Genomic DNA, 20,601 nt, shown 5'->3' with positions numbered 1-20,601 from the left:
GCCGGGGTGCAAGACTGGAGCCGTGCCGGACGCCCCTCCTCGGGAGACCCGGGACGGAGCACCCGGCATCCACCCGCCTGCCCTCCAGCATGGGAAGTCCGATGAACCCCTCCGGCCACGACCACCACTCCACCGGCGGCGGTGACGGGACCGGCGCCACGTCCCCGGCCACCGACCCCACGTTCTACCGCTCCCCGGCCCAGGCCATCGCGGCCCCGCGGGAGACACTGGCCTATGTGGTCGCCTTCGACCGCACCGCGCAGCGCCCCGACGCGCTGACCGTCGTCGACCTCGACCCGGACTCGCCGTCCTACGGCACCGTGGTCGGCTGGGAGGACATGCCCGGCACCGGGGACGAGCTGCACCACTTCGGATGGAACGCCTGCAGCAGCGCCTTCATGCACGAGGGCCACGACATGACCGGCCTGTCCCGCCGGTACCTGCTGCTGCCCGGGCTGCGGTCCTCCGACGTGCACGTCGCCGACACCCACCCCGATCCGCGCAACCCGAAGGTGGTCAAGACGATCACCGCCGAGGAGCTGGCCGAGAAGGCCGGCTACTCCCGCCCGCACACCCTGCACTGTGGCCCCGACGGGGTGTACCTCTCCTGCCTGGGCGCCGCCTCCGGGGACGGCGGCCCGGGAGGCATCGCGGTGCTCGACCACAACACCTTCGACGTGATCGGCAGGTGGGAGACCGATCGCGGCCCCCAGCACCTGGCCTACGACGCGTGGTGGCACCTGATGCACAACACCCTCGTGACCAGCGAGTGGGGCACCCCGGCGATGGTGGAGCACGGCATCGTGGGCGAGCAGCTGCTGAACCAGGAGTACGGCCACGCCCTGCACTTCTGGGACCTCGCCGAAGGCCGGCACCTGCAGCGGGTGGAGCTGGGGCCCGAGCACCAGATGGCCCTCGAGTTGCGTCCGGCCCACGACCCGGAGGCGACCTGGGGGCTGGTGGACGCGGTGATCTCCACCGAGGACCTCTCGGCCTCGATCTTCCACTGGCACCGCACCGAGGCCGGGGACTGGACCGCGGAGAAGGTCATCTCCATCCCGGCCGAGCCCCTCGACGCGGAGAAGCTGCCGGAGTTCCTGCGCCCCTTCGGCGCGGTGCCGCCGCTGGTCACCGACATCTCGCTGTCCGTGGACGACCGGTGGCTCTACGTCTCCTGCTGGGGCACCGGGGAGCTCAAGCAGTACGACGTCTCCGACCCGGCCCACCCGCGGGAGACCGGGTCCGTGCGCCTGGGCGGGATCGGGGACCGCGCCGCCCACCCCTCCGCCCCGGACACCTGGCTCGGCGGCGGCCCGCAGATGGTGGAGACCAGCCGCGACGGCACCCGGGTCTACGTGACCAACTCGCTCTACGGGGCCTGGGACGACCAGCTCTACCCGCACGGGATCGGCGCCTGGATGGCCAAGATCGACGCCGACACCGACACCGGCGGCCTGTCGATCGACAAGGACTTCTTCCTGGACCAGGAGGACTTCCGCGGCCTGCGCGTCCACCAGATCCGGCTGCAGGGCGGGGACGCCTCCTCCGACTCCTACTGCTACCGCACCTGACCCGCACGCTCGGCCCGCGGCGAGGAGTTCCGGGACGGTGCCGGCCGGACGGTGGGTGCGGTCACTCGTGGCGCAGGGCGGTGATGGGGTCCTTGCCCGCGGCCCGGACGGCCGGGATCGTGCCGGCCGCGAAGGCGATCGTGAGCACGGCCACGGCGATCAGTGCGATCTCCGGAGCCCGGAAGACGAACAGGGACAGCCCCGGCAGCCCCGCCAGGAACCCCTCGGCCAGCCACCGGGCCACCCAGGACCCGGCCACCACCGCGGTGGTCACGCCGAGGACCGCGCCGAGGAGGCCGATGAACACCGCCTCCAGGGAGAACAGCCCGAAGACCTTCGCCCCGCTGGTGCCCAGGGCCTTCATCAGCCCGATCTCGCGGATGCGCTCCTGCACGGACATCAGCAGCGTGTTGACGATGCCCAGGCTCGCCGCCAGCAGGGCGATCACCGCGCACGTGTTGAGGATCCAGATCACGGCGTCGATCACGGTGCGGAACATCCCGAGCTGGTCCTCGACCGTGGAGGCGACCATGCCGGCCTCCTCCAGCCGCTCCTGCACCGCGGGAGCCTGCGCGGGATCGTCCATGACGGCGCGCGCCATGATGTAGCTGGCCGCCACCTCCTCCGGCCCCCCGCTGATCTGGTAGGCGTAGAGACGTTCGTTGAAGGAGGTCGAGGGCAGCGGATTCATCGCGACCCCGGCCAGGTTGGCCTGGGTCACCCCCGAGACCGTGGCCTCGAAGGCCTGCTCCGTCCCGGCCATGTTCGTCATGACCACCTCCAGGACCTCCCCGACCGCGTCCTCCGCCGAGGCGAACCCCAGGTCGGCGACCCAGCTGTCGGGGATCGCGAGCTCGTCCGCCCCGTCCGCGGCAGTGGCTCCGGCGACCACCTGCAGGCCCTCGCCGTCGACCGGGATGCCGAGCGCGAGCTGGAACCTCGCCCCGTCGGCGCGCAGATAGGTGGGGACCACGTTGTACACCGGGTGCACCTCGGTGACACCGGGGGTGTCCTCCACGGTGGTGACGTCCTCCTCGGTGAGCCCTGCGAAGGAGACCCCGAAGCCCGTGGCGACCTGGGTGTCCTCCGGGTCGTAGGCCCGTGGGCCGGTGCCGGTGGAGAGCTCCAGCAGCGGCTGGGACTTCTGCACGTACAGCGCGTCCGTGTCGCCGAAGGCGGCCACGGTCTGGTCGATGTAGCGGTTCACCCCGGTGCCCATGCCCGAGGTCAGCGTCAGGGTCAGCGCGCCGATGAAGACCGCCACCACGGTCAGCAGCGTGCGGGTCCGGCCCCGGAAGGTGCTGGCCACGGCCGAGCCGACCATGTCGGTCCACGTCACCGGGCGCCTCCGGAGACCCCGAGGGCGACCTCGTCCCGGTCGGCGGGAACGACGGCCTCGAGCGGGTCCGCCGGCACGGAAGCCGGGGCCTCCACGATCAGCCCGTCGCGCAGGTGCACCTGGCGGTCGCAGCGTGCAGCCAGCTCCGCGTCGTGGGTGACGATCACCGCGGTGATGCCCCGCTCGCGGTAGAGCTCGAAGAGGATGTCCTGGACCACGGCACCGGTGGCCGAGTCGAGGTTTCCCGTGGGCTCGTCGGCGAAGATCACGGACGGGTCGTTGACCAGTGCCCGGGCGATCGCCACCCGCTGCTTCTGGCCCCCGGACAGGTCGGTGGCCCGGCTGGCCGCCTTCTCCGCCATCTCCAGCCGCTCCAGCACCGCCAGTCCGCGGCGGCGCCGCTCCGCCCGGGGCACCCCGGCGATCTTCAGGGGCAGCACCGCGTTCTCCAGCACCGTCTGCCCCGGGGTGAGGAAGAACTGCTGGAACACGAACCCGAACATCGTGTTGCGCAGGGCGTTGAGCTCCCGGACCGAGAGGGACCCGGCGTCCTGGCCCCGCACCGCCACCGACCCGGAGGTCGGCGCGTCCAGCAGGGCCAGCAGGTGCATCAGGGTGGACTTGCCCGACCCGGACTTGCCCACGATCGCCACCGACTCCCCCGCCTCGATCGCCAGGCTCACCGAGCGGAGGGCCGTGAAGGCGTGGGGGCCGTGGCCGTAGGTCTTCACCAGGTCCTCGGTCTGCAGCACCGCAGGATTCATCCGTGGCGTCCTTCCCCTGTCCGCGCAACCACCCGTGGCCATCCCGGGGACAAGATCAGGAGCAACCGGTGTGGGACGGCGTCGCACACCCACTTCATCATGTGCGAAGGCACACGGAGAGGGGAAACCGGCGAGTGTCCCCACAAGGGAGGTCCGCCGCGCCCGCCCGGCGCGCTCCCGCCGGCGAGCTGCGGCCGGGGCCGCGTTCGCGCGGCGCAGACCTCCCCAACGGGGCCGCCCGGCACCGGGCACCTCGACGCCCCGCGCCCGGAGCCGGACACCGCCACGTCCGCTCCGCCCCGCCCACGGCCCCGGAGCAGCGGCCGAGGTCCCCCGCCCACGGGACGCGGGCACGGCACCGCACGGCTGCGTGACGGGCCCCAGGGGCGGTCCGGAGGTCTCAGCGCCCGTCCGGCACGCCGTGCGCGGTGCTGCGGCACACCTCGTCCCACGGCGTGGGCTCGAGGTCGAAGTGCCGGCGGGCGGCCGCGTCGTCGAGCACGTAGGGCCGGTCCCACTGGTAGGACAGGGCGCGCATCTCCCGCAGCACGGGGACGACCAGGGAGATGCCGGCCAGCGCGGGATCGCGCAGCACCCGCACCTTGACCGGCGGCCTGCCCGCAGCGCGCAGGACATCGGTCAGCGCCTGCTCCTGCGTGCGGGGAGGATTGCTGGGCACGTGCCACACCCGCCCGTGCGCGGTGTCGTCCTCGGCCGCCGCGACGAGCAGCCGCGCCACGTCGGCGGGGCTGGTGAAGGTGTGCGGCTGGTCCTTGGCGAACAGCACCGTGACCGGCCGGCCCCGCAGCGCCGCGGGCAGCACGCGCGTGATGTGCCCGTTCGAGCCGACCCCCGGGCCGATGTAGTCGGATCCCCGGACCTCGACCACCCGTACCCGCCCCTCGTCGTGGGCGGTGCGGGCGGCGCGCCACATCGCCGCCCGCAGCCGGCCCTTGGCATCCGTCGCGGCGTCCGGCAGCCCCTCGTGCATCGGCCCGTCGACCGGGCCGTAGGGGTACAGGTTGCCCGTCATCGCGTAGACGGCTCCCGTGCGCTCGGCGGCGGCGAGCAGCGCGGACGCCAGCGGCGGCCAGACCTTTCCCCACCGGGTGTAGTCGCCGGGGTTGGCGCAGTTGTAGAGCACCCCGGCGCCCTCCGCCGCCCGGGTCAGGGCGTCCTCGTCGGAGGCGTCGAGCGCCGGCGACCGGGCGCCGGGCACGGCGGCCGAGCCCGATCGGGTCACGACGGTCACCTCGTGACCGCGGTCGACGAGCTGGTGCGCCAGTGCCCGGCCGACGGGCCCGGCACCGACGACGAGGTGGCGGTGGTCCATGGGTGTCCTCCCCGGTCGTGGCACAACAGCGCAGTGCTCCCGGACAGCAGTCTGCCCTGCTGTCCGCGCCAGGTCGACGGGGCACCCGGGAAGGACGGCACGTCGGGGCCCGGCGGCACGTCCGGGCCCGGCGGCGCGTGCGGGCGGACGGGGCTTCCCGTCCGATGCGCTACCGTGGGCGCTCCAGCCAGCTCGGCCATCCACCGTCGTCCGGAAGGACAGCATCATGACCGTTGTCGTCACCGCAGTCTTCACCCCCGCCCCCGGCTCCCGGGACCGTCTCGTCGAGGCCCTGCGGACGGCCGTTCCCGCGGTCCACGACGAACCGGGATGCCTGCTCTACGCGCTCCACGACGCCGCGGACGGATCGATCGTGATGCTCGAGAAGTGGGCGTCCGAGCGCGACCTCGCGGCCCACGCCGCCGGGCCGGCGGTCGCACGCCTGAACACGCTGATCGAGGGCCTGACCGCCCAGCCCGTCGTCGTCACCACCATGGCACCGCTGCCGGCCGGGTCGGAGGAGCAGGGCACGCTCTGAGCGCACCTGGGGGCCGCGCCGCCCGGTCCCGGAGCGGTGCCCCGGGACCGGCCGGCGCAGCGGACCCGACCGGGACGGCACCCCTGCGGGGCGCTTCCGCGCCTCGCGGGGTGCCGTCCCGGACCGCGCCGGGCGCGGGTCAGCCGCGGCGGCGGGTGCGCACCAGGGCGACGACCCCGGCGAGCAGCCCCAGCAGCCCGGCGACCAGTCCGGCCCAGCCCAGCCCCGTGCCGACGGACCCCTGGGTGGAGGCCTCCTCGGCCGCGGTGGCAGCCCCGGCGTTGTCGTCGGTGCCGTGCCCGTGGCCGTCGGCCTCGGCGGCGGTGGTGGTCAGGGACGGTGCCGGGTGCTCGGGCTCGGCCTCCCCCTCGGCCATGGGCTGGTCCCAGGCCACGGAGCGGCCGTCGGTGTAGGACTGGGTCACCGGCAGCAGCAGGGTGGTCCCCTCCTCGGGGAGCGGGCCGACCGAGATGGTGAAGGTCTGGAACTGGCCCGGCTCGATCGCGTGCTCCTTGTCCGCCGTCCAGGTGATGGTGGCGGGCGCCTCGGTGATGGCGCCCTCCCCGATCTGCACCGGTTCCGGCAGCTGCTCCTCGGTGACCTCGGCGCTCCAGCCCTCCACGGGCTTGGTCCGCACCGAGGCGAACGGGGTGTCCTCGGGCAGGGTGAGCTCCAGCTTGTTCGTGGAGGCGGTGTCGGACTCGTTGGGCACGGAGCACGTGACCTGGGCGTAGCCCTCCGCGGCGGTGGAGGTGGAGGTGGCCGAGACGTGGGCGGCGGCGGGAGACAGTCCCAGGGCCGTCAGCCCGGCGGCGACGGCCAGGACGGACGTGCTGGTGATCAGGCGCGGGGCAGTGGTGTTCGTCATGACGATGGGCCTTTCGTGCGCGCCGCCGGGACACGGCGGCGCAGGAGGAGTCGTGGGGTCAACGGCAGGCGGGCGCCCGGGACCGCCCCGCCGGGGTCATCCCCAGCAGGTTCCCCCCGGCGCCCGCGGCACGGGCGGCCCGCGCACCCGATCCCGCCGCAGCCCTCGCCGTCTCAGCACGGGGCGCTCCGCCGGGGGAAGGTCCCCCGGCCGGAACCCCAGGGGCAGACGGGGTGGGTGCGGCACAGCGACCAGGGGCCGCAGCCAGGCGAGCGCCCACTCCAGGGCGTTCTCCGCCGTCGAGATCGCCACGGCGGTGAGCACCACCGCCGCCAGGTGACCGGCCGGCATGGCCGCGCCGAACTCGTCCAGGCCGTGGTGGCCCATCCCGGGGACGCCCCCGGGCAGGCAGGACTGGCCGGGTGCGGGGGGCATGTGGTGGCCGTGGCCACCGGCAGGGCAGTCCGCGGGGGTCGACCAGGCGGTGAAGACCTCGTGCAGCCCGATCTGAGTGACTCCCAGGAGCACGAGCACGCGGGGCAGGCTCAGCGTCCGCCTGGCCACCCAGGCCACGGGGCCCAGCAGGCCCACGCCCAGCCCCAGCATCGGCAGGGCGGGGGGAAGAGCGCCGCCGGCAGCCAGGTGTCCGGCGGCGGCCAGGGAGACGACGACGGCGGTGACCAGCAGCGACCGGAGCCAGCACGCTGCCGCGCGCCGGCTCATCGGTTGTCCTCCACTGCTGCCCCCTGCCCCGGGCCGGCACACCGCCTGAGCCCCTGGTCCGAAACCTACCGGGGGTGACGCCGCGGCGGAAAACCGGTGCGGCGTCCCCGCGCCCGTCCGGCCGACTAGGGTTCGACCCATGCAGTCGACCAGGACGGGCCGGGCCACACCGGGCCCTCGCAGCGAGGAGCGGAGGGCCCCCCGGATGGTCCTGGCCCTCCTCACCGCCCTGACCGCGATGCTGCTGACGCTCCTGGCCGCACCGGCCGCCGCGGCCCACACGGAGCAGCCGGACACCGATCCGGCCGACGCCCGGGTCCTCGAGAAGCCGCCGCGCACGGTCACGATGTCCTTCACCGAGCCCGTCGGCGCCACGGCCGAGGGCATCGAGGCGGCGGGCCCCTCCGGCGAGCCCCTCCCGGTGGACGTCCAGGCCCTCGACTCCACCGTGGCCGTCACCCCGGCCGCGCCCCTCGCGGCCGAGGGCACCCACCGGGTGACCTGGCGGGTGCCCTCGGCCGACGGGCACCCGATCTCCGGGTCCTTCACCTTCTCGATCGGCGCCCCGGCGACGCCGCCCACCGGGCACGGCGCCCCGGCGGCCGCGCACGGCGCGCTGGTGGCCCACCACGCCGCCCAGACGCTGGTCTACCTCGGGATCTTCGCCGCGGCCGGTCTGGTCGTCTTCGACCTCCTGCTGCTGGCCGCCCCGCCCGGCACGGCGCCGGGCAGCCGCCGGCGGGTCCGCGCCCTGGCCGGCCTGGGGGCCGCCGCGGCGGCGGCCGGGGCCGTGTCCTCCGTCCCGGCCACGGTGATGTGGCAGAGCGGAGCCACCCTGACAGCCCTGGCCGACCCGGGCCTGTGGCGCACCGCGATCGGCTCCGACGCCGCGGTGGCCGCGGCCATGACCGGCGTCGGCACGGTCGTGGCCGTGGGCGCCCTCCCCCGTGCCGCGGGCGACCGGGCCGCTCCGGCCGGCCGGCTGGCGCTGGGCGGGGTGGCCCTGGCCGTCGCCTCGCTGGTGGTCGTGGGCCACAGCCGCGCCGTCGCGCCGAGCTGGCTGGTGGTCACCGCCGACGCGGTGCACGTGGCCACCGGGGTCGTCTGGATCGGTGGGATCCTGGGGCTGCTCGCCGTGCTGGGACAGGCCCGGGACCTCCCGGTCCACCAGGCCACGGCCACCCTGGTGCGGTTCTCCACCGTGGCCGCCGGGACGGTGCTGGCCCTCACGGTCGCCGGTGTGATCCTGGGGTGGCGGATCCTGGGCGACGCCGAGGCCCTGGTGACCACCGGCTACGGCCGGTTGCTGCTGCTCAAGGTCCTCGTCGTCGCCGGCGTGGTCGGTGTCGCCGCCTGGAACCGCTGGAGGCTCCTCCCCCGGGTGCGCGCCCGCTCCGATCCGGCGGCCCGGGACGACCTGCGCTCGGCGCTGCACACCGAAGGAGCCCTGCTGCTGTTCGTCCTGGTGCTCACCGGAGTGCTCACCTCGCTCAGCCCCTGACCGCCCCCGCGCGGAACGGCGGCCCAGGAGAGGCCGCCGGCCCGTGACGCTGCTCAGGAGCGGGTGAGTTCCCGTCTGCGCGTGGTGACCGCCCAGATCACGAAGGCGTCGAAGGCGATGACGACGATGTTCCACAGCGGGTAGAAGGGCATCCACAGGAAGCTGACGACGATGCTCAGACCCGCGAGGACGACCGCGAGCGTGTGCGCCCACAGCGCTCCCTGGATCAGGGCGAAGCCGGTCACGGCGAGCACGACGCCGGCGATGAGGTGGGTCCAGCCCCACCCGGTCATGTCGAAGGTGAAGATGTACTCCTCGCCGTACACGTAGAACTCGTCGTTGAAGAGCGCCACGAGACCCTGGAGCACGTGCAGGATCCCGACCAGGGCCAGGAAGACGCCGGCAGCGGCCGTCCCGGCCACCGCGCCGCGGCTGTGGTCCTGTCGGCCGGTGTCCCGGTCGAACGTGGTGGTCGCCATGACTGTTCCCTCCGGTAGGTGTCCTGCAGGCTCCCCGCAGGACGGGTTGACCATCACCACCACTGTCCGCCTCCCCCGGTCGGCCGGCATCACCCGATCGAGGTGATTCCGTGCCGGGAGACCGCGACGGCCCGGAGAGCACCTGGGCGCCCTCCGGGTTCGCTCCGGCCAAGGCCCCGGCCTGCCGGGAACGCCTCCTGACCGCGGCCGTCGGAGACACGCTCAGAGCAGCCCGAGGACCGCACCACCGGTCACGAGGAGGCCGGCCGCGAACATCGCCGCGGCGACCACGATCAGACCCAGCACCGCCATCGCGGTGAGCCGCTGGAAGCGGACCGTCTCGAGCACGGTGGCACGGGCCAGGAGGAGGACGAGCAGCAGGGCCGCCGTCAGCAGCAGCAGCATCCCGGCGAAGACCATGTCCCTGTGGCTCCTCTCCGCTCGCCGCCCGGGCGGGTCCCACGGTCCCGGGGACTGCTTCCCGGCCCCCGACGAGGCGCCGTGGGCGGCGCACTGCGTCCCGCCCACATCTTTTGGCGTACCCGCTCCGCCTGCAGAGCCCCCCGCCGGCCGGCGTCCCCACCCGATCTCGGCCCTGTCCTCCCCACCTGAGCACTCCGGGCGTGCGGTTCTCAACTGTGCATGCAAAAGCGTGTTCACCGACGGACACAGAGAAACGCCCAGGTCACGGCGCCCCCGGCCCGTGGCCGGGGGCGCGGCGGTGCGTGCGGGTATCGGTGTCCGCGGGCCCGGACACGACGACGCGCTCGAGCTCCGCCCTGTGTCAGCGGCGCCGCTCACCGGATCCCGCAGCCACACCCGCTGGGTGGTGCTGGTGGTGCTGGAGGAGCACGACCGCGTCGTCGAGGCTCGCCGGCCTGCCCTGCGGATCCGTGACCTGCCGAGGGCGGGTCTCGGCGACGCGGACCGCCCACCGCTCCGGGTCGAGGCCCAGGTCCTCGATCTCCTCGGCAGGCGTGCGGAACCGCGGCTCGTGCCCCGGAGGCAGGTCCGCCCAGGCGGGAGCGGCGGCGTGGCCGGTGATCAGCAGGTGCCCGCCCGGTGCGACGTGGCGTGCCGCGGCCCGCAGGATCTCGGTGCGCGGCAGGGCGACCGGCGAGTGCAGGAAGCTGGCCGTGACCAGGTCGTACCTGCCGCCCTCGCCCAGGGTCGAGAGATCGGCGGCGACGAACGAGATGCGCTCGGCGGGGACCCCCGCGGCACGGGCGGCCTCGGTGGCCCGCCGGATCGCGGTGCCGGAGATGTCGATGCCGGTGGCCGTCCAGCCGTGCTGGGCAAGCCAGATCGCGTCCGCGCCCTCGCCGCACCCCAGGTCCAGGGCACGGCCCGGCACCAGGTCCGCGGTTATCTCGGCGAGGACCTGGTTGACGCGCCCCGACCACATCCGCTCGGCGGAGCTGTAGCGGTGCTCCCAGTACTCACCCGGGGCCGGCTCCGCCGCCCGGTCGGGGGCGGCGGAGCGGTCGAAGTCCTCGGTGACCAGGGCCGCGTTCACAGCTCCGCCGGTGCGGGCGCCCGCGCCGATGGACATGGGGACGGTCAGGACCGGATCGGTGACGTTGCCGACCGCCCAGATGCGCTCGTTGCTGGTCCGGCCCGTCCCGTCCACGGCCAGGAACCGGCCCATCGGCGTGTCCGTCGTGGCGAGGCCGAGATGGTCGAGGAACGCGGTGTGCGGCCGCGGGGCGCCGGCCGTGAAGAGGGCGTCGACCGCGATCAGCGCGCCGTCGGCGGTGCGCACCGCGTCGACGGCCTCGGAGCCACCGAGGATCTCGACGACCGGGGAGGCCACGAGGCCGATGCCACGGGACCGCAGCCGGTTCTCGGCGGCCGCGTCCAGGGGCCCGAGTCCCGCCGTGAACACGGTCACCGTGTCGCTCCACTGCCGCACGAGCTGGGCCTGGTGCAGCCCCAGCGGTGAGGTCGTGAGCACACCGAGGTGCTGATCGGCGACCTCCCAGCCGTGGCAGTAGGGGCAGTGCAGCACGGTGCTGCCCCACCGCTCCGCCAGCCCCGGGATCACGGGCAGCTCGTCGGTCATCCCGGTCGCCACGATCACCATCCGGGCCTGCACCGACTCACCGTCGTCCAGCGTCACCTCGACCCCGGTCCCGGTCGGATCCACCCGCTGCACCGCCCCGGGGACGATCTGCACTCCGTAGGCCGAGGCCTCGGCCCGTCCGCGCTCGAGCAGCTCGGCCGGCGACACCCCCTCCATGCCGAGCACCCCGTGCATGTGCTCGGCGAACCGATTGCGGGGACTCCCCGCGTCGACCACCAGCGTGCGCCGGCGCGCCCGCCCCAGGAGCAGGGCGGCGCTCAGTCCCGCCGCACCGCCACCGATCACCATGACATCCCACTGCATCTCGTCCATGGACCGAGTCTGCGCAACAGGCCCGATCTGTGGCAAAGCTTCTTGCAGAAATGGCAAAATGGTGGCAAGCCGGTAGGACGTGAGGAGACATGGTGAGCGGGGAACTGGAGCAGGTCGGGCCGCGGCTGCGGGCGGCACGCCGCGCCCGGGGCCTGACCTTGGAGGACCTGGCGGCACAGGCCGGCATGTCCACGAGCACCCTGTCGAGGCTGGAGTCGGGGAAGCGCCAGGCCTCGCTGGAGCTGCTGGTGCCCCTGACCCGGCAGCTCGGGATCCGCATCGACGACCTCCTGCAGCCCGAGGCCCGCGATCCCAGGGTGCGCCGCCCGGTCGTTCGTCGCGACGGGCTCACCATTGCCCCCCTCGCCCCCGAAGGGGCCGCCATCCACACCTACAAGATCACCTACCGGCCCGTCGACACGCTGCCGGAGCTGCGGGTGCACGACGGGTACGAGTGGCTCTACGTGCTCACGGGCAGGCTCCGGCTCCGGCTGGGCGAGCAGGACCTGGTCCTCGTCCGCGGCGAAGCCGCCGAGTTCGACACCCACGTGCCCCATGCGATGAGCGCCGCGGGCAGGCACCCCGCACAGGCGCTCAGCATCTTCAACGGTGAAGGCGTGCGCATGCACACCCACCTGGCGCAGCCATGACGGTGCTGAGGCACCGCCGGAGCCGCCCGCCGGCCCCGCGCAGGGTGCTCGGCGGACGGCTCCGGCCGGGCCCACGCCGATCTCAGGGTCCCGGCGGGCGGGCGTCGTCGCAGGTGCGGGCCCGTCCTAGGGGTTCTTCACTCTCGTCGACGGGCTGGGCGAGGACTGCGGCGACGCGCTGGTCGAGCACCCGGCCGGTGCACGCCGCTCGAGCGACGGCGTGGCCCGAGCAGCGCGCACGCGGGCCTCACCTCATGTGCCGGCAGGCGGGCTCGCTCGTGTAGGTGAGGATCACCTCGTCGTCCTCGGGACGCTCCCGGAAGGACCGGTGGGTGACGGTGGCCAGCACCGCGGTGATGACCGCCTCGTCGTCCTCGGGACGTTCCCGCTCGACGCTCCACCGGTACGGGGAACGCCGGAGGTTCTCGACCCCGAGGTCGGCGGGCCTGGTCCGGGTCGCCCGGCTGGTGCCGTCGATCTCCTGCGGAGCCGGCCGTGCCGGTGGTGTCGTTCCGGAGTGGATGCTGGGTGCTGTGGTCATGGCGCTTCCCTACGTCGTTGTAGTGGTGTGCTGGGCCGTTGCCCCCACGCAGGCGTGAGAGGTCCGGTGGAGTGCTCCGTTTCCCGGTCTCCCGACTCCGTCACGGAGTCCGTGGAAGCACGGGGACCCGAGGGGAACCGGCCGTGCTACTGCACGGCGAGGACCTCGGGAGGGGCGGACGGCGCACTGGCGGGGTCTATGCGTTCGCCCGCAGCCGACCCTAGTGAACGGGAGGCCGGGCCGGAAGCGCCGCTTGAAATATGTCGGGGTGGTCTCCGGAGCCGTCAGGGTGGGCCCCTCGGTGGTGAGCACGGCCGGGGGCGGCCCCTCCTGCCCGGTGCTCCTGCCCGGTGCTCCTGCCCGGTGCTCATCTCCCGTGCTTATGTTTGGTGGGAGCGGCGGAGCACGGCGCGGCGGGTCGCGTGCACGCTCGCCTCGACCGCCCGCTCCAGCGGTCCTCGCCCCAGTGCCCGGCGCCAGTGCAGGGCGAGCAGCGCTGCGACCACCAGGTGGAGGAGGTACCAGGGGAAGGACGGGTCGGTGCGGAGCCCCACGGACAGCATCACCAGGTGGGTGGTGTACAGGGTCAGACCCATCGCGCCCATCGCCGACAGCGGCAGCGCCCATGCCCCGGACACCCTCGAGAGCAGCAGACAGCCTCCCAGCACCAGCAGACCCGCCCCCAGACCGGCAGCGACCGTCCCCAGCGGGCGGCCGACGTGCGGGGCGGTGACGACCAGTCCCGCGCCCACCGCCAGCAGCCGCAGCTGGATCCCCCTGTCGCGCAGGCGCACCCGCCCCAGGCCCAGCCCGGCCAGCAGACAGGCCAGATACGGCAGAGCCGGGGAGGTACCGGTCAGCAGCAGCGGTGCGACGGCCCCCGCGGGCTCCTCCAGCACGCCGGCGACCGCAGTGGAGGAGGTGGCTGCGGGCAGCAGCGCCCGCAGGGCCGCCACCAGCAGCGGACCCACGACCCAGCAGACCGCCGCGCCGAGGAACAGGGCCCTCGCCGACAGGTGCAGGAACGGGATCGCCAGCAGACAGAGCAGCCCGTAGCAGACCAGGACCTCGCCCGCCGGGACGTCCTCGGGCAGCAGCGCCCCGGCCCCCAGGCCCACCCCGCCGACCAGCACGGCCCGCACAGCCGTCCCCAACCGGTCGGCGGCCAGCCACCGGCCCTCGTGCGGGAACCGGCCCCCGCAGCCGAGCGCCAGCCCCACCCCGGCCAGCAGGGCGACCAGCGCCGCCGCAGACCCCGGGAGGACAAGGGACACCCAGCTCGCCCCGTGGGCCCCGCGGACGGCCTGGGGCAGGACGTCGACGCAGATCAGTCCGATGAGCACCAGCCCGCGGGTCGCGTCGAGACCCGCCACCCACCCCGGGGGCCGGGGGGCGCCACCCGCGGCACCCACCGGGGCGGAACCTTCCGCTCTGGCCGTCCAACTCATGGGCTCCCCCGATCTCCCCGGTACGCCCCAGGGCCCCGCCCCGAGCCGCATCCGATGTCCTGCCTCCGCTCAGGATCTCTGCTGCACCTTTCGCTCGCGTTGCGCAATCCTCAAGATTCCCTAAGATTCTGCGAGCCCCGCAGCGCCCGGGTGGCGAACGCGCGACGCCCCCGAGGACGGCGCTCCGGCATCCACCGTCCGGTGCGAGACCGCGGGAATGCGCCGATGCGTGGTCCACCGGGTCGCTCGGGTGCTGCCGTGGCGCGGTACGCCGGCCTGCAGGTTCCGGCCGCGGGTCTACGCTGGGCAGACCCCCTGCTGAGTGGAGTACCCCCGGAAGGACTGTGGTTGCGGCATGGACCCTCGCTCGCGCTCCGATGCGGACGCTGCTGCCGACGCGATCGGGTGTCCTGCCGACAGGCCGGCAGGGACTGCCACCCAGGGAACATCGGCCCAGAAAACATCGGCCCAGGGAACGTCGACCCAGCGCATGCGCTCAGGGCACGAGGCGCGGGGCGCGGCCGAGCCCGGTCCGGATCGGTGGCGCGTCCTGGCGGTGCTGCTCGTGGCCGTCTTCATGTCATTGGTGGGGGTGAGCATCGTCAATGTCGGCCTGCCGTCGATCCAACAGGGTCTGGGAGCCAGTCAGGCCCAGATCCAGTGGGTGCTCTCCGGGTACGCGCTCACCTTCGGGGTGGTGCTGGTGGCAGCAGGTCGAGCCGGGGACATCTTCGGCCGCGGATTCCTGTTCATCCTCGGTGTCGTCATCTTCACCCTCGCCTCGCTGGCGGCCGGGTTCGCCGGCGACCCGGTGGTGCTCACCGTCGCCCGGTTCGTCCAGGGCCTCGGCTCGGGGTTGCTCAATCCGCAGGGTGTGGGGATGATCCAGCAGTACTTCCGCGGGCCGGAGCGGGGCAGGGCCTTCGGCATGTTCGGCAGCATGGTGGGCATCTCCGTGGGAGTCGGGCCGCTGCTCGGCGGCCTGCTCATCCACCTGGGCGGGACTGCCGACGGATGGCGCTGGATGTTCTTCGTCAACGTGCCGGTGGGCCTGCTCGCCCTGGCCCTGGCGTTGGCGTGGTTCCCGCGGCCGCTGCTGAAGCCTCCCCGCGGACGCACGGCGGGAAAGGCGCTGTCCGAGCTGGACCCCGTGGGGGCCCTCCTGCTGGGGCTGGCGGTCCTGGCCCTGCTGCTGCCGTTCATCGAGGCGAGGGCCGCGGTCTCGGCCTGGTGGTGGGCGCTGCTGCCGGTCGGTGCCGCGCTCCTGCTGGTGTGGGTGCGCTGGGAGCGCCGGTACAAGGCCGGCGGGCACAGTCCGATGGTCGATCTGGCGATCTTCCGGGTCCGCAGCTTCTCCTCCGGCTCGACCCTGATCGGCCTCTACTTCCTCGGCGTCACCAGTGTGTGGGTGCTCCTGGCCCTGTACATGCAGCAGGGGCTGGGGCACACCGCGCTGGAGAGCGGGCTGATCGGGCTGCCCAACGCCCTCGCCAGCGCCCTGGCGGCGAACTGGGCCGGCCGTCACGTGCTCCGGCTCGGCCGGAAGGTCGTGGTGGGCGGGATGCTCAGCGTGCTGCTCGGCCTCGCGCTGAGCGTGCTCGTCATCGAGCTGCAGGACCACGGGATCGGCAGTGAGTGGTGGCTGCTGGCCACCCTTGCCTTCGTCGGGCTGGGACAGGGCGCGGTGGTGAGCCCCAACCAGACCCTCACCCTGGCCGAGGTCCCCCTGGAGTACGCCGGCAGCTCCGGCGGCATCATGCAGACGGGTCAGCGCATCGGCACCTCCATCGGCATCGCCGTCATCACCGCGGTGTCCTTCACCGTGCTGCCCCGCTCGGACTGGGCCCAGGCCATCACCGCCGGTTTCGGGCTGATCGGGCTCATCATCCTCTGCGCTCTCGCCGTGGGCGTCGTCGACCTGCGCCACCGGCGGCGGGACAGCACCGGCACAGCCTGACCCCGGGCGGCCTCCCGGATGCGGCACCCGGGATGTTCCTGCACCGCGGAATGGCGGGGCCCTCGGTCCGTGGCGTCGACGGCGGCCGACGGCGGCGGGACGCACCGGGTGCCCCGAACCGCCCCACCGTGGCCCGCGGCCTCACGGGACGGCCGGCACGTCCGCCCGGTCCGCGGAGGGTCGCGCACGCTCCAGGATCGTGGCTCCCTGCTCCTGGGCTGCCTGGTTGTCGATGCCCAGGTCGATGCCCTTGCGATCGCGGAGCAGGCTGGTGGCCAGGATGCCGAGGGCGGCCATGCCGACGAGGTAGACGGCGACCGCGGTGGTCCCGCCGGTGGCCTGGACCAGCGCCTGGGCGATGAGCGAAGAGAAGGCCCCACCGAGGATCGCGCCCAGGGCGTAGGAGATCGACACCCCGGAGAAGCGGACCGGGGCGGGGAAGATCTCCGAGTACCACGCGGCCTGGGGGCCGTAGGTCAGGCCCAGCCCGACGGTGAAGAGCGCCAGCCCGAGGAAGAGCGTCTCGATCCGGCCCGTGTCGACCAGGGCGAACAGCGGGAACGTCGCCAGGATCAGGCATCCGTAGCCGACGAAGTAGGTGCTGCGGCGTCCGATCCGGTCGGACAGCCACCCTCCGAGCAGGGTGAAGACCAGCCACAGCGCCGCGCTGGCGGTCACCGCCAGCAGCACCGGGGTGCGATCCAGCCCCACCGGTCCGCTCGGGTCGGTGGCGTAGCTGGTGATGAACCCGCCGGTGGTCATGTAGCCGGCGGCGTTGTTGCCGGCGAAGACCAGGGCGGCGAGGAGGACCAGGATCCAGTGCTTGCGGAACAGCTCGGCGATCGGCACTCTGGTCTGCTGCTTGCGGGCGGCGATCTGCTCGAAGACGGGGGACTCGTCCACGGAGCGGCGGACGAAGTAGCCGACGGCGATCATCACGATGCTCAGCAGGAACGGCACCCGCCAGCCCCAGGCGAGGAATGCTTCGCCCGGTGCGATCCACCCCGTCATCAGGGCCATGACGCCGGAGGCGAGCAGCATCCCCAGCGGCACGCCGATCTGGGGACAGGCCCCCATGAGTCCGCGCCGGCGGGCCGGGGCGTGCTCGACGGCCATCAGCACGGCGCTTCCCCATTCGCCGCCGGCCGACACACCCTGGAGGATCCGCAGCAGCAGCAGGATGATCGGGGCGGCCACACCGGCGGTCTCGTAGGTGGGCAGGAGCCCGATGGCCGAGGTGGCCCCGCCCATCAGGAGCAGGGTGATGACCAGGATGGCCCGGCGGCCGATCCTGTCGCCGAAATGGCCGGCCAGGAAGGCCCCGAGGGGGCGGAAGAGGAAGGAGATGCCGACGGAGGCGAAGGCCAGGAGCAGCGCGATCTGGGCCCCGGCCGGTTCGAAGAACAGCTGGGCGAAGACCAGTCCGGCGGCCGTGGCGTAGATGAAGAAGTCGTACCACTCGATCGTGGTGCCCACGATGGTGGCGGCGACGACGCGCCGCTGGTTGGCGCCGGGGTCACGGCTGGGGTTCTCGGGCATGGTGCGGGTCTCGTTTCTGGGCTGGCCGGGCCGGTTCTAGGCCGCGATCGTGGCGGCGTGGGCGACGGCTTTGAGATCAAGGGCGGGATCGGCGGCCTGTGCGGGCGTCAGCGGCACCTGCCCATTGATGAGCTTGCGCGCCGCCATGTGGTCGGCGGGGCGGTTGATCGACTCCACGGCGACCAGGGCGCGGTCGCGGAAGCAGTAGACGGAGAACTTCCCGGCGGTGGGGTCTCCGCGCACCACGGTGTGGTCACCGGCCCGGTACAGCCCGGCGATCTGCAGCTTCCACGGTCCCTGCTGGCTCCAGAACCACGGCAGGTCGGTGTAGTCGGCGCTGCGGCCCAGGATGGTGCGGGCGGCGTGGCGGGCTTGATCGGTGGCGTTCTGCACCGACTCCAGCCGGCTGCGGATGCCGGCGTGCACGCTGGGGAAGCTGGCGCAGTCCCCGACGGCGAGCACCGCCGGGTCGGAGGTGCGCAGCGACGCGTCGACGACGACGCCGTTGTCGACCTCCAGCCCCGCGTCGTCGGCCAGTGCGGTGTTGGGCACCACGCCGATGCCGACCACCACCAGGTCGGCGGGATACCGGTCCCCGGTGCTCGACACGACGGCTTCGACGCGGCCGGTGCCCTCGCACCGGTCGATGCCCTCGCCCAGGCGCAGGTCGACGCCCGAGGCCATGTGGGCCTGGGCGAACCAGTCCCCGGTGACGGGGCTGACGGCCCGGCCCATCGGCCGTGGCGCGAACTCCAGGACGGTGACCGTCAGTCCGCGGGCCCGGGCGCCGGCGGCGAACTCGAGGCCGATGAACCCGGCCCCGACGACCACGACCCGGCGGGCTGCGGCCAGCTCGGCGTTCAGCCGCTGGGCGTCGGCCAGGGTGCGCAGGCCGTGGACACCGTCCAGCTCCGCACCCGGGCAGGTGAGCCGCCGGTTGGCGGCACCGGTGGCCAGGACCAGGTGCGTGTAGGGCACCTCCTCGCCGGTGTCGAGGTGGACGGTGCGCCGCTGCCGGTCGATCCCGGTGGCGCTCACGCCGGTGCGCAGGCAGATTCGGTGCTCCTCGGCGAAGCGGGGGCCGCGCAGGGGCAGGGGTGCCGCGTCCTGGCCGCCGAGGTAGTCCTTGGACAGAGGCGGCCGCTGATAGGGCGGGTGGGGATCGTCGACGACCACCGTGACGGGGCCCTCGTAGCCCTCGGTACGCAGGGACTCGGCGGCCTGCAGGCCGGCGTGGCCGCCGCCGACGACGACGACCCCGGGCCGGCTGTGCTCGGCGTTCATGGTCACACCTGCTCGGCGGGAACGTCGACCTCGAGGTCCTGCAGGTCTCCGGTGACCGTGACCTGGCAGCCCAGCCGGGACCGGTCGGTGCGCTCGGCCACCGTGCAGTCGAGCATCTCGTCCTCGTCCTCACCGATCGGCGGAAGCTCCTCGGCGCCGGGGCGGAGGTAGACGTGGCAGGTGGCGCACATGGCCTGGCCGCCGCACTCCCCGACGATGCCGGGCACGCCCGCGACGACTGCGGCGCGCATGACCGAGGTGCCCTCCTCGACGGTGAGGGTGCGGGCCGCCCCGCTGGGCTGGTGATAGGTGATCGTGGGCATGGGAACTCCTGGTGCGGATCGATCGGTGAACGGATCACAAGGTGAGCGGATCAGGGGGGTGTGCGCGGCAGCGCGGGGGTGGGCTCAGTCCCAGTGGACGGGCATGTGGACCATGCCGCGGAAGACCCAGCCGGCGTCCACCGGCGGGTCCTGGGGGTCCAGGCGCAGGCCGGGCAGCTCGGCGAGCACGGCGGGCATGGCGATCTGGGCGACGGAGGCCCGGGCGACCCAGGTGCCGGCGCAGAAGTGGGCGCCGCCGCCGAAGGCCAGGTGCGGGCGCTTGGGGCGGAAGACGTCGAAGGCCTCGGGATCGTCCCAGATCCTCGGGTCGCGGTTGGCCGCCCCGATGACCACGCCCAGACGGGCCCCGGCGGGCAGCCGGACCCCTTCCAGGACGGTGTCGGCCACGACCTGGCGGGGGTACATGCCGATCGGGGCGACCCAGCGCACGGACTCCTCGAACGCGGCCAGGTGCAGGGCAGGATCCTGCCGGACCTTGTGCAGCTGCTCGGGGTGGGTCAGCAGCGCCCAGACGGTGGTCGAGAGCACGTCGCGCGGTTCGTTGAGGCCCCCGCCGATGGTCATCTTCAGGTTGGCGCGGATCGCCTCCAGCGGGATCGGCATCGAGGACAGCCCGGAGAGCAGGCTGTGATCGGGGTTCTGCGCCAGGTGGGGCAGCATCTCGTCGATGGCCGCGTCGACCTCCGCGGAGGACGTCTCGCTCCTGGCCCAGACCTCCGGGTCGTCGGCGTAGTTGCCGGTGCCGTCGATCATGGTCTGGCTCCAGCGCTGCAGGTCCTGCTGCGTGGCGTTGTGGAACCCGCAGATCAGCCGCAGGTTCTCCGCCGCGTAGGGGGCGGCGTAGTCCCACACGAAGTCCGCCCCGGGGCCCTTGGCCTTCAGCTCGTCCAGGTAGGTGCGGTTGTTGGTGGCGAAGATCGCGTTCCAGTGCTGCTTGATGGTCTTCGGCCGCAGGGTGGCGCCGTAGGAGTCCCGGTCCACCTTGTGCTCGGGGTCGTCCTTGCGCAGCATCGAGTGCCCCATCGAGCGCTTCATCAGCGAATCGGTCTCGTCGGCGCTGAAGCGTTCGGCGTCCTGCTCGATCGTGTGGCAGGCGGCGTAGTCGGTCACCATGTACCGGTTGACCGCCGGCACCCAGTGCACCGGAGCCTCCGCGCGCATCCGCCGGTAGATCGGGAACGGATCACGGTAGAGGTCGGGGATGGTGACCCAGTCCGCCGAGGGACAGTCAACGGCTTCAGGGGCGGTGCTCGTCATCGTGATGGTCTCCTTCGCGGAAGGCTGGGACCGACAACGGGCCGGACCTGGACTTGTCCCAGTGTGACTC

Annotated in this window: 19 protein-coding genes; 5 read left to right on the top strand and 14 right to left on the bottom strand. The window is 73.5% G+C overall.

Translation table 11 applies throughout. From position 1 onward, the window contains the following. Window positions 1-101: 101 nt before the first annotated feature. Window positions 102-1,571, top strand: a complete 1,470-nt coding sequence (locus tag ABL57_RS06305) for a selenium-binding protein SBP56-related protein (protein ID WP_082157265.1) — start codon at window positions 102-104, stop codon at window positions 1,569-1,571. 61 nt (window positions 1,572-1,632) lie between these two features. Here ABL57_RS06305 and ABL57_RS06300 read toward each other — a convergent pair whose 3' ends face one another. The 3 genes from ABL57_RS06300 to ABL57_RS06290 all read right to left on the bottom strand — a co-directional run bounded on the left by ABL57_RS06300 (window position 1,633) and on the right by ABL57_RS06290 (window position 5,007). Continuing rightward, a complete protein-coding gene (locus ABL57_RS06300) occupies window positions 1,633-2,910 on the bottom strand; it encodes an ABC transporter permease (RefSeq protein ID WP_047802604.1) in 1,278 nt (425 codons plus the stop codon). Next, on the bottom strand, window positions 2,907-3,674 hold the full coding sequence (locus ABL57_RS06295) for an ABC transporter ATP-binding protein (RefSeq protein ID WP_082157264.1): 768 nt from the start codon (window positions 3,672-3,674) through the stop codon (window positions 2,907-2,909). The genes ABL57_RS06300 and ABL57_RS06295 overlap by 4 nt, the downstream gene beginning before the upstream one ends. 400 nt (window positions 3,675-4,074) lie before the next feature. Further along, the gene (locus ABL57_RS06290) at window positions 4,075-5,007 is read right to left on the bottom strand and encodes an NAD-dependent epimerase/dehydratase family protein (protein WP_047802603.1); all 933 of its coding nucleotides are present in this window, start codon (window positions 5,005-5,007) and stop codon (window positions 4,075-4,077) included. Between the two features lie 226 nt (window positions 5,008-5,233). Between ABL57_RS06290 and ABL57_RS06285 the strand changes: the two genes are divergently transcribed. After that, window positions 5,234-5,545 carry a putative quinol monooxygenase gene (locus tag ABL57_RS06285; protein ID WP_047802602.1) on the top strand — a complete coding sequence of 104 codons (312 nt, stop codon included), beginning with the start codon at window positions 5,234-5,236 and terminating at the stop codon, window positions 5,543-5,545. Between the two features lie 139 nt (window positions 5,546-5,684). On the opposite strand, the gene ABL57_RS06280 is transcribed toward ABL57_RS06285, so the two are convergent. Both ABL57_RS06280 and ABL57_RS06275 read right to left on the bottom strand, forming a co-directional pair. Next, window positions 5,685-6,413 carry a YcnI family protein gene (locus ABL57_RS06280; protein WP_047802601.1) on the bottom strand — a complete coding sequence of 243 codons (729 nt, stop codon included), beginning with the start codon at window positions 6,411-6,413 and terminating at the stop codon, window positions 5,685-5,687. A 96-nt stretch (window positions 6,414-6,509) separates the two neighbouring features. Beyond that, window positions 6,510-7,136 (bottom strand): hypothetical protein, encoded by a 627-nt coding sequence (locus tag ABL57_RS06275; protein WP_047802600.1) that lies wholly within the window; start codon window positions 7,134-7,136, stop codon window positions 6,510-6,512. Window positions 7,137-7,275: 139 nt separating this feature from the next. Between ABL57_RS06275 and ABL57_RS06270 the strand changes: the two genes are divergently transcribed. Further along, window positions 7,276-8,637, top strand: a complete 1,362-nt coding sequence (locus ABL57_RS06270) for a CopD family protein (RefSeq protein ID WP_082157262.1) — start codon at window positions 7,276-7,278, stop codon at window positions 8,635-8,637. Between the two features lie 53 nt (window positions 8,638-8,690). Here ABL57_RS06270 and ABL57_RS06265 read toward each other — a convergent pair whose 3' ends face one another. The 3 genes from ABL57_RS06265 to ABL57_RS06255 form a co-directional block, all read right to left on the bottom strand. Continuing rightward, window positions 8,691-9,116 (bottom strand): hypothetical protein, encoded by a 426-nt coding sequence (locus ABL57_RS06265; protein WP_047802598.1) that lies wholly within the window; start codon window positions 9,114-9,116, stop codon window positions 8,691-8,693. A 222-nt stretch (window positions 9,117-9,338) separates the two neighbouring features. Continuing rightward, complete coding sequence (locus tag ABL57_RS06260) at window positions 9,339-9,536, bottom strand: hypothetical protein (RefSeq protein ID WP_047802597.1); 198 nt, start codon at window positions 9,534-9,536, stop codon at window positions 9,339-9,341. 364 nt (window positions 9,537-9,900) lie between these two features. Beyond that, window positions 9,901-11,511, bottom strand: coding sequence for an FAD-dependent oxidoreductase (locus ABL57_RS06255; RefSeq protein ID WP_047802596.1), 1,611 nt, complete (start codon window positions 11,509-11,511; stop codon window positions 9,901-9,903). Between the two features lie 92 nt (window positions 11,512-11,603). Here ABL57_RS06255 and ABL57_RS06250 point away from each other — a divergent pair, with 92 nt between their 5' ends. Next, window positions 11,604-12,161, top strand: coding sequence for a helix-turn-helix domain-containing protein (locus ABL57_RS06250; RefSeq protein WP_152683297.1), 558 nt, complete (start codon window positions 11,604-11,606; stop codon window positions 12,159-12,161). A gap of 247 nt (window positions 12,162-12,408) precedes the next feature. On the opposite strand, the gene ABL57_RS06245 is transcribed toward ABL57_RS06250, so the two are convergent. Beyond that, window positions 12,409-12,702 carry a hypothetical protein gene (locus ABL57_RS06245; protein WP_047802594.1) on the bottom strand — a complete coding sequence of 98 codons (294 nt, stop codon included), beginning with the start codon at window positions 12,700-12,702 and terminating at the stop codon, window positions 12,409-12,411. Window positions 12,703-13,082: 380 nt separating this feature from the next. Beyond that, a complete protein-coding gene (locus ABL57_RS06240; protein ID WP_047802593.1) occupies window positions 13,083-14,114 on the bottom strand; it encodes a heparan-alpha-glucosaminide N-acetyltransferase domain-containing protein in 1,032 nt (343 codons plus the stop codon). Window positions 14,115-14,640: 526 nt separating this feature from the next. Here ABL57_RS06240 and ABL57_RS06235 point away from each other — a divergent pair. Next, on the top strand, window positions 14,641-16,107 hold the full coding sequence (locus tag ABL57_RS06235) for an MFS transporter (RefSeq protein ID WP_047802592.1): 1,467 nt from the start codon (window positions 14,641-14,643) through the stop codon (window positions 16,105-16,107). A gap of 141 nt (window positions 16,108-16,248) precedes the next feature. On the opposite strand, the gene ABL57_RS06230 is transcribed toward ABL57_RS06235, so the two are convergent. The 4 genes from ABL57_RS06230 to ABL57_RS06215 form a co-directional block, all read right to left on the bottom strand. Continuing rightward, the gene (locus ABL57_RS06230; protein WP_047802591.1) at window positions 16,249-17,646 is read right to left on the bottom strand and encodes an MFS transporter; all 1,398 of its coding nucleotides are present in this window, start codon (window positions 17,644-17,646) and stop codon (window positions 16,249-16,251) included. 36 nt (window positions 17,647-17,682) lie between these two features. Continuing rightward, window positions 17,683-18,930 carry an NAD(P)/FAD-dependent oxidoreductase gene (locus ABL57_RS06225; protein WP_047802590.1) on the bottom strand — a complete coding sequence of 416 codons (1,248 nt, stop codon included), beginning with the start codon at window positions 18,928-18,930 and terminating at the stop codon, window positions 17,683-17,685. A 2-nt stretch (window positions 18,931-18,932) separates the two neighbouring features. After that, window positions 18,933-19,253 (bottom strand): 2Fe-2S iron-sulfur cluster-binding protein, encoded by a 321-nt coding sequence (locus ABL57_RS06220; RefSeq protein ID WP_047802589.1) that lies wholly within the window; start codon window positions 19,251-19,253, stop codon window positions 18,933-18,935. An 84-nt stretch (window positions 19,254-19,337) separates the two neighbouring features. Beyond that, window positions 19,338-20,531, bottom strand: a complete 1,194-nt coding sequence (locus ABL57_RS06215) for a cytochrome P450 (protein WP_047802588.1) — start codon at window positions 20,529-20,531, stop codon at window positions 19,338-19,340. Window positions 20,532-20,601 lie beyond the last annotated feature (70 nt).

Source organism: Kocuria sp. SM24M-10 (genome assembly GCF_001027955.1).
Lineage (GTDB): Bacteria > Actinomycetota > Actinomycetes > Actinomycetales > Micrococcaceae > Kocuria > Kocuria oceani.
The sequence above is the reverse complement of the archived record's forward strand: the minus strand, read 5'-3'. Positions and strand labels throughout refer to the sequence as shown.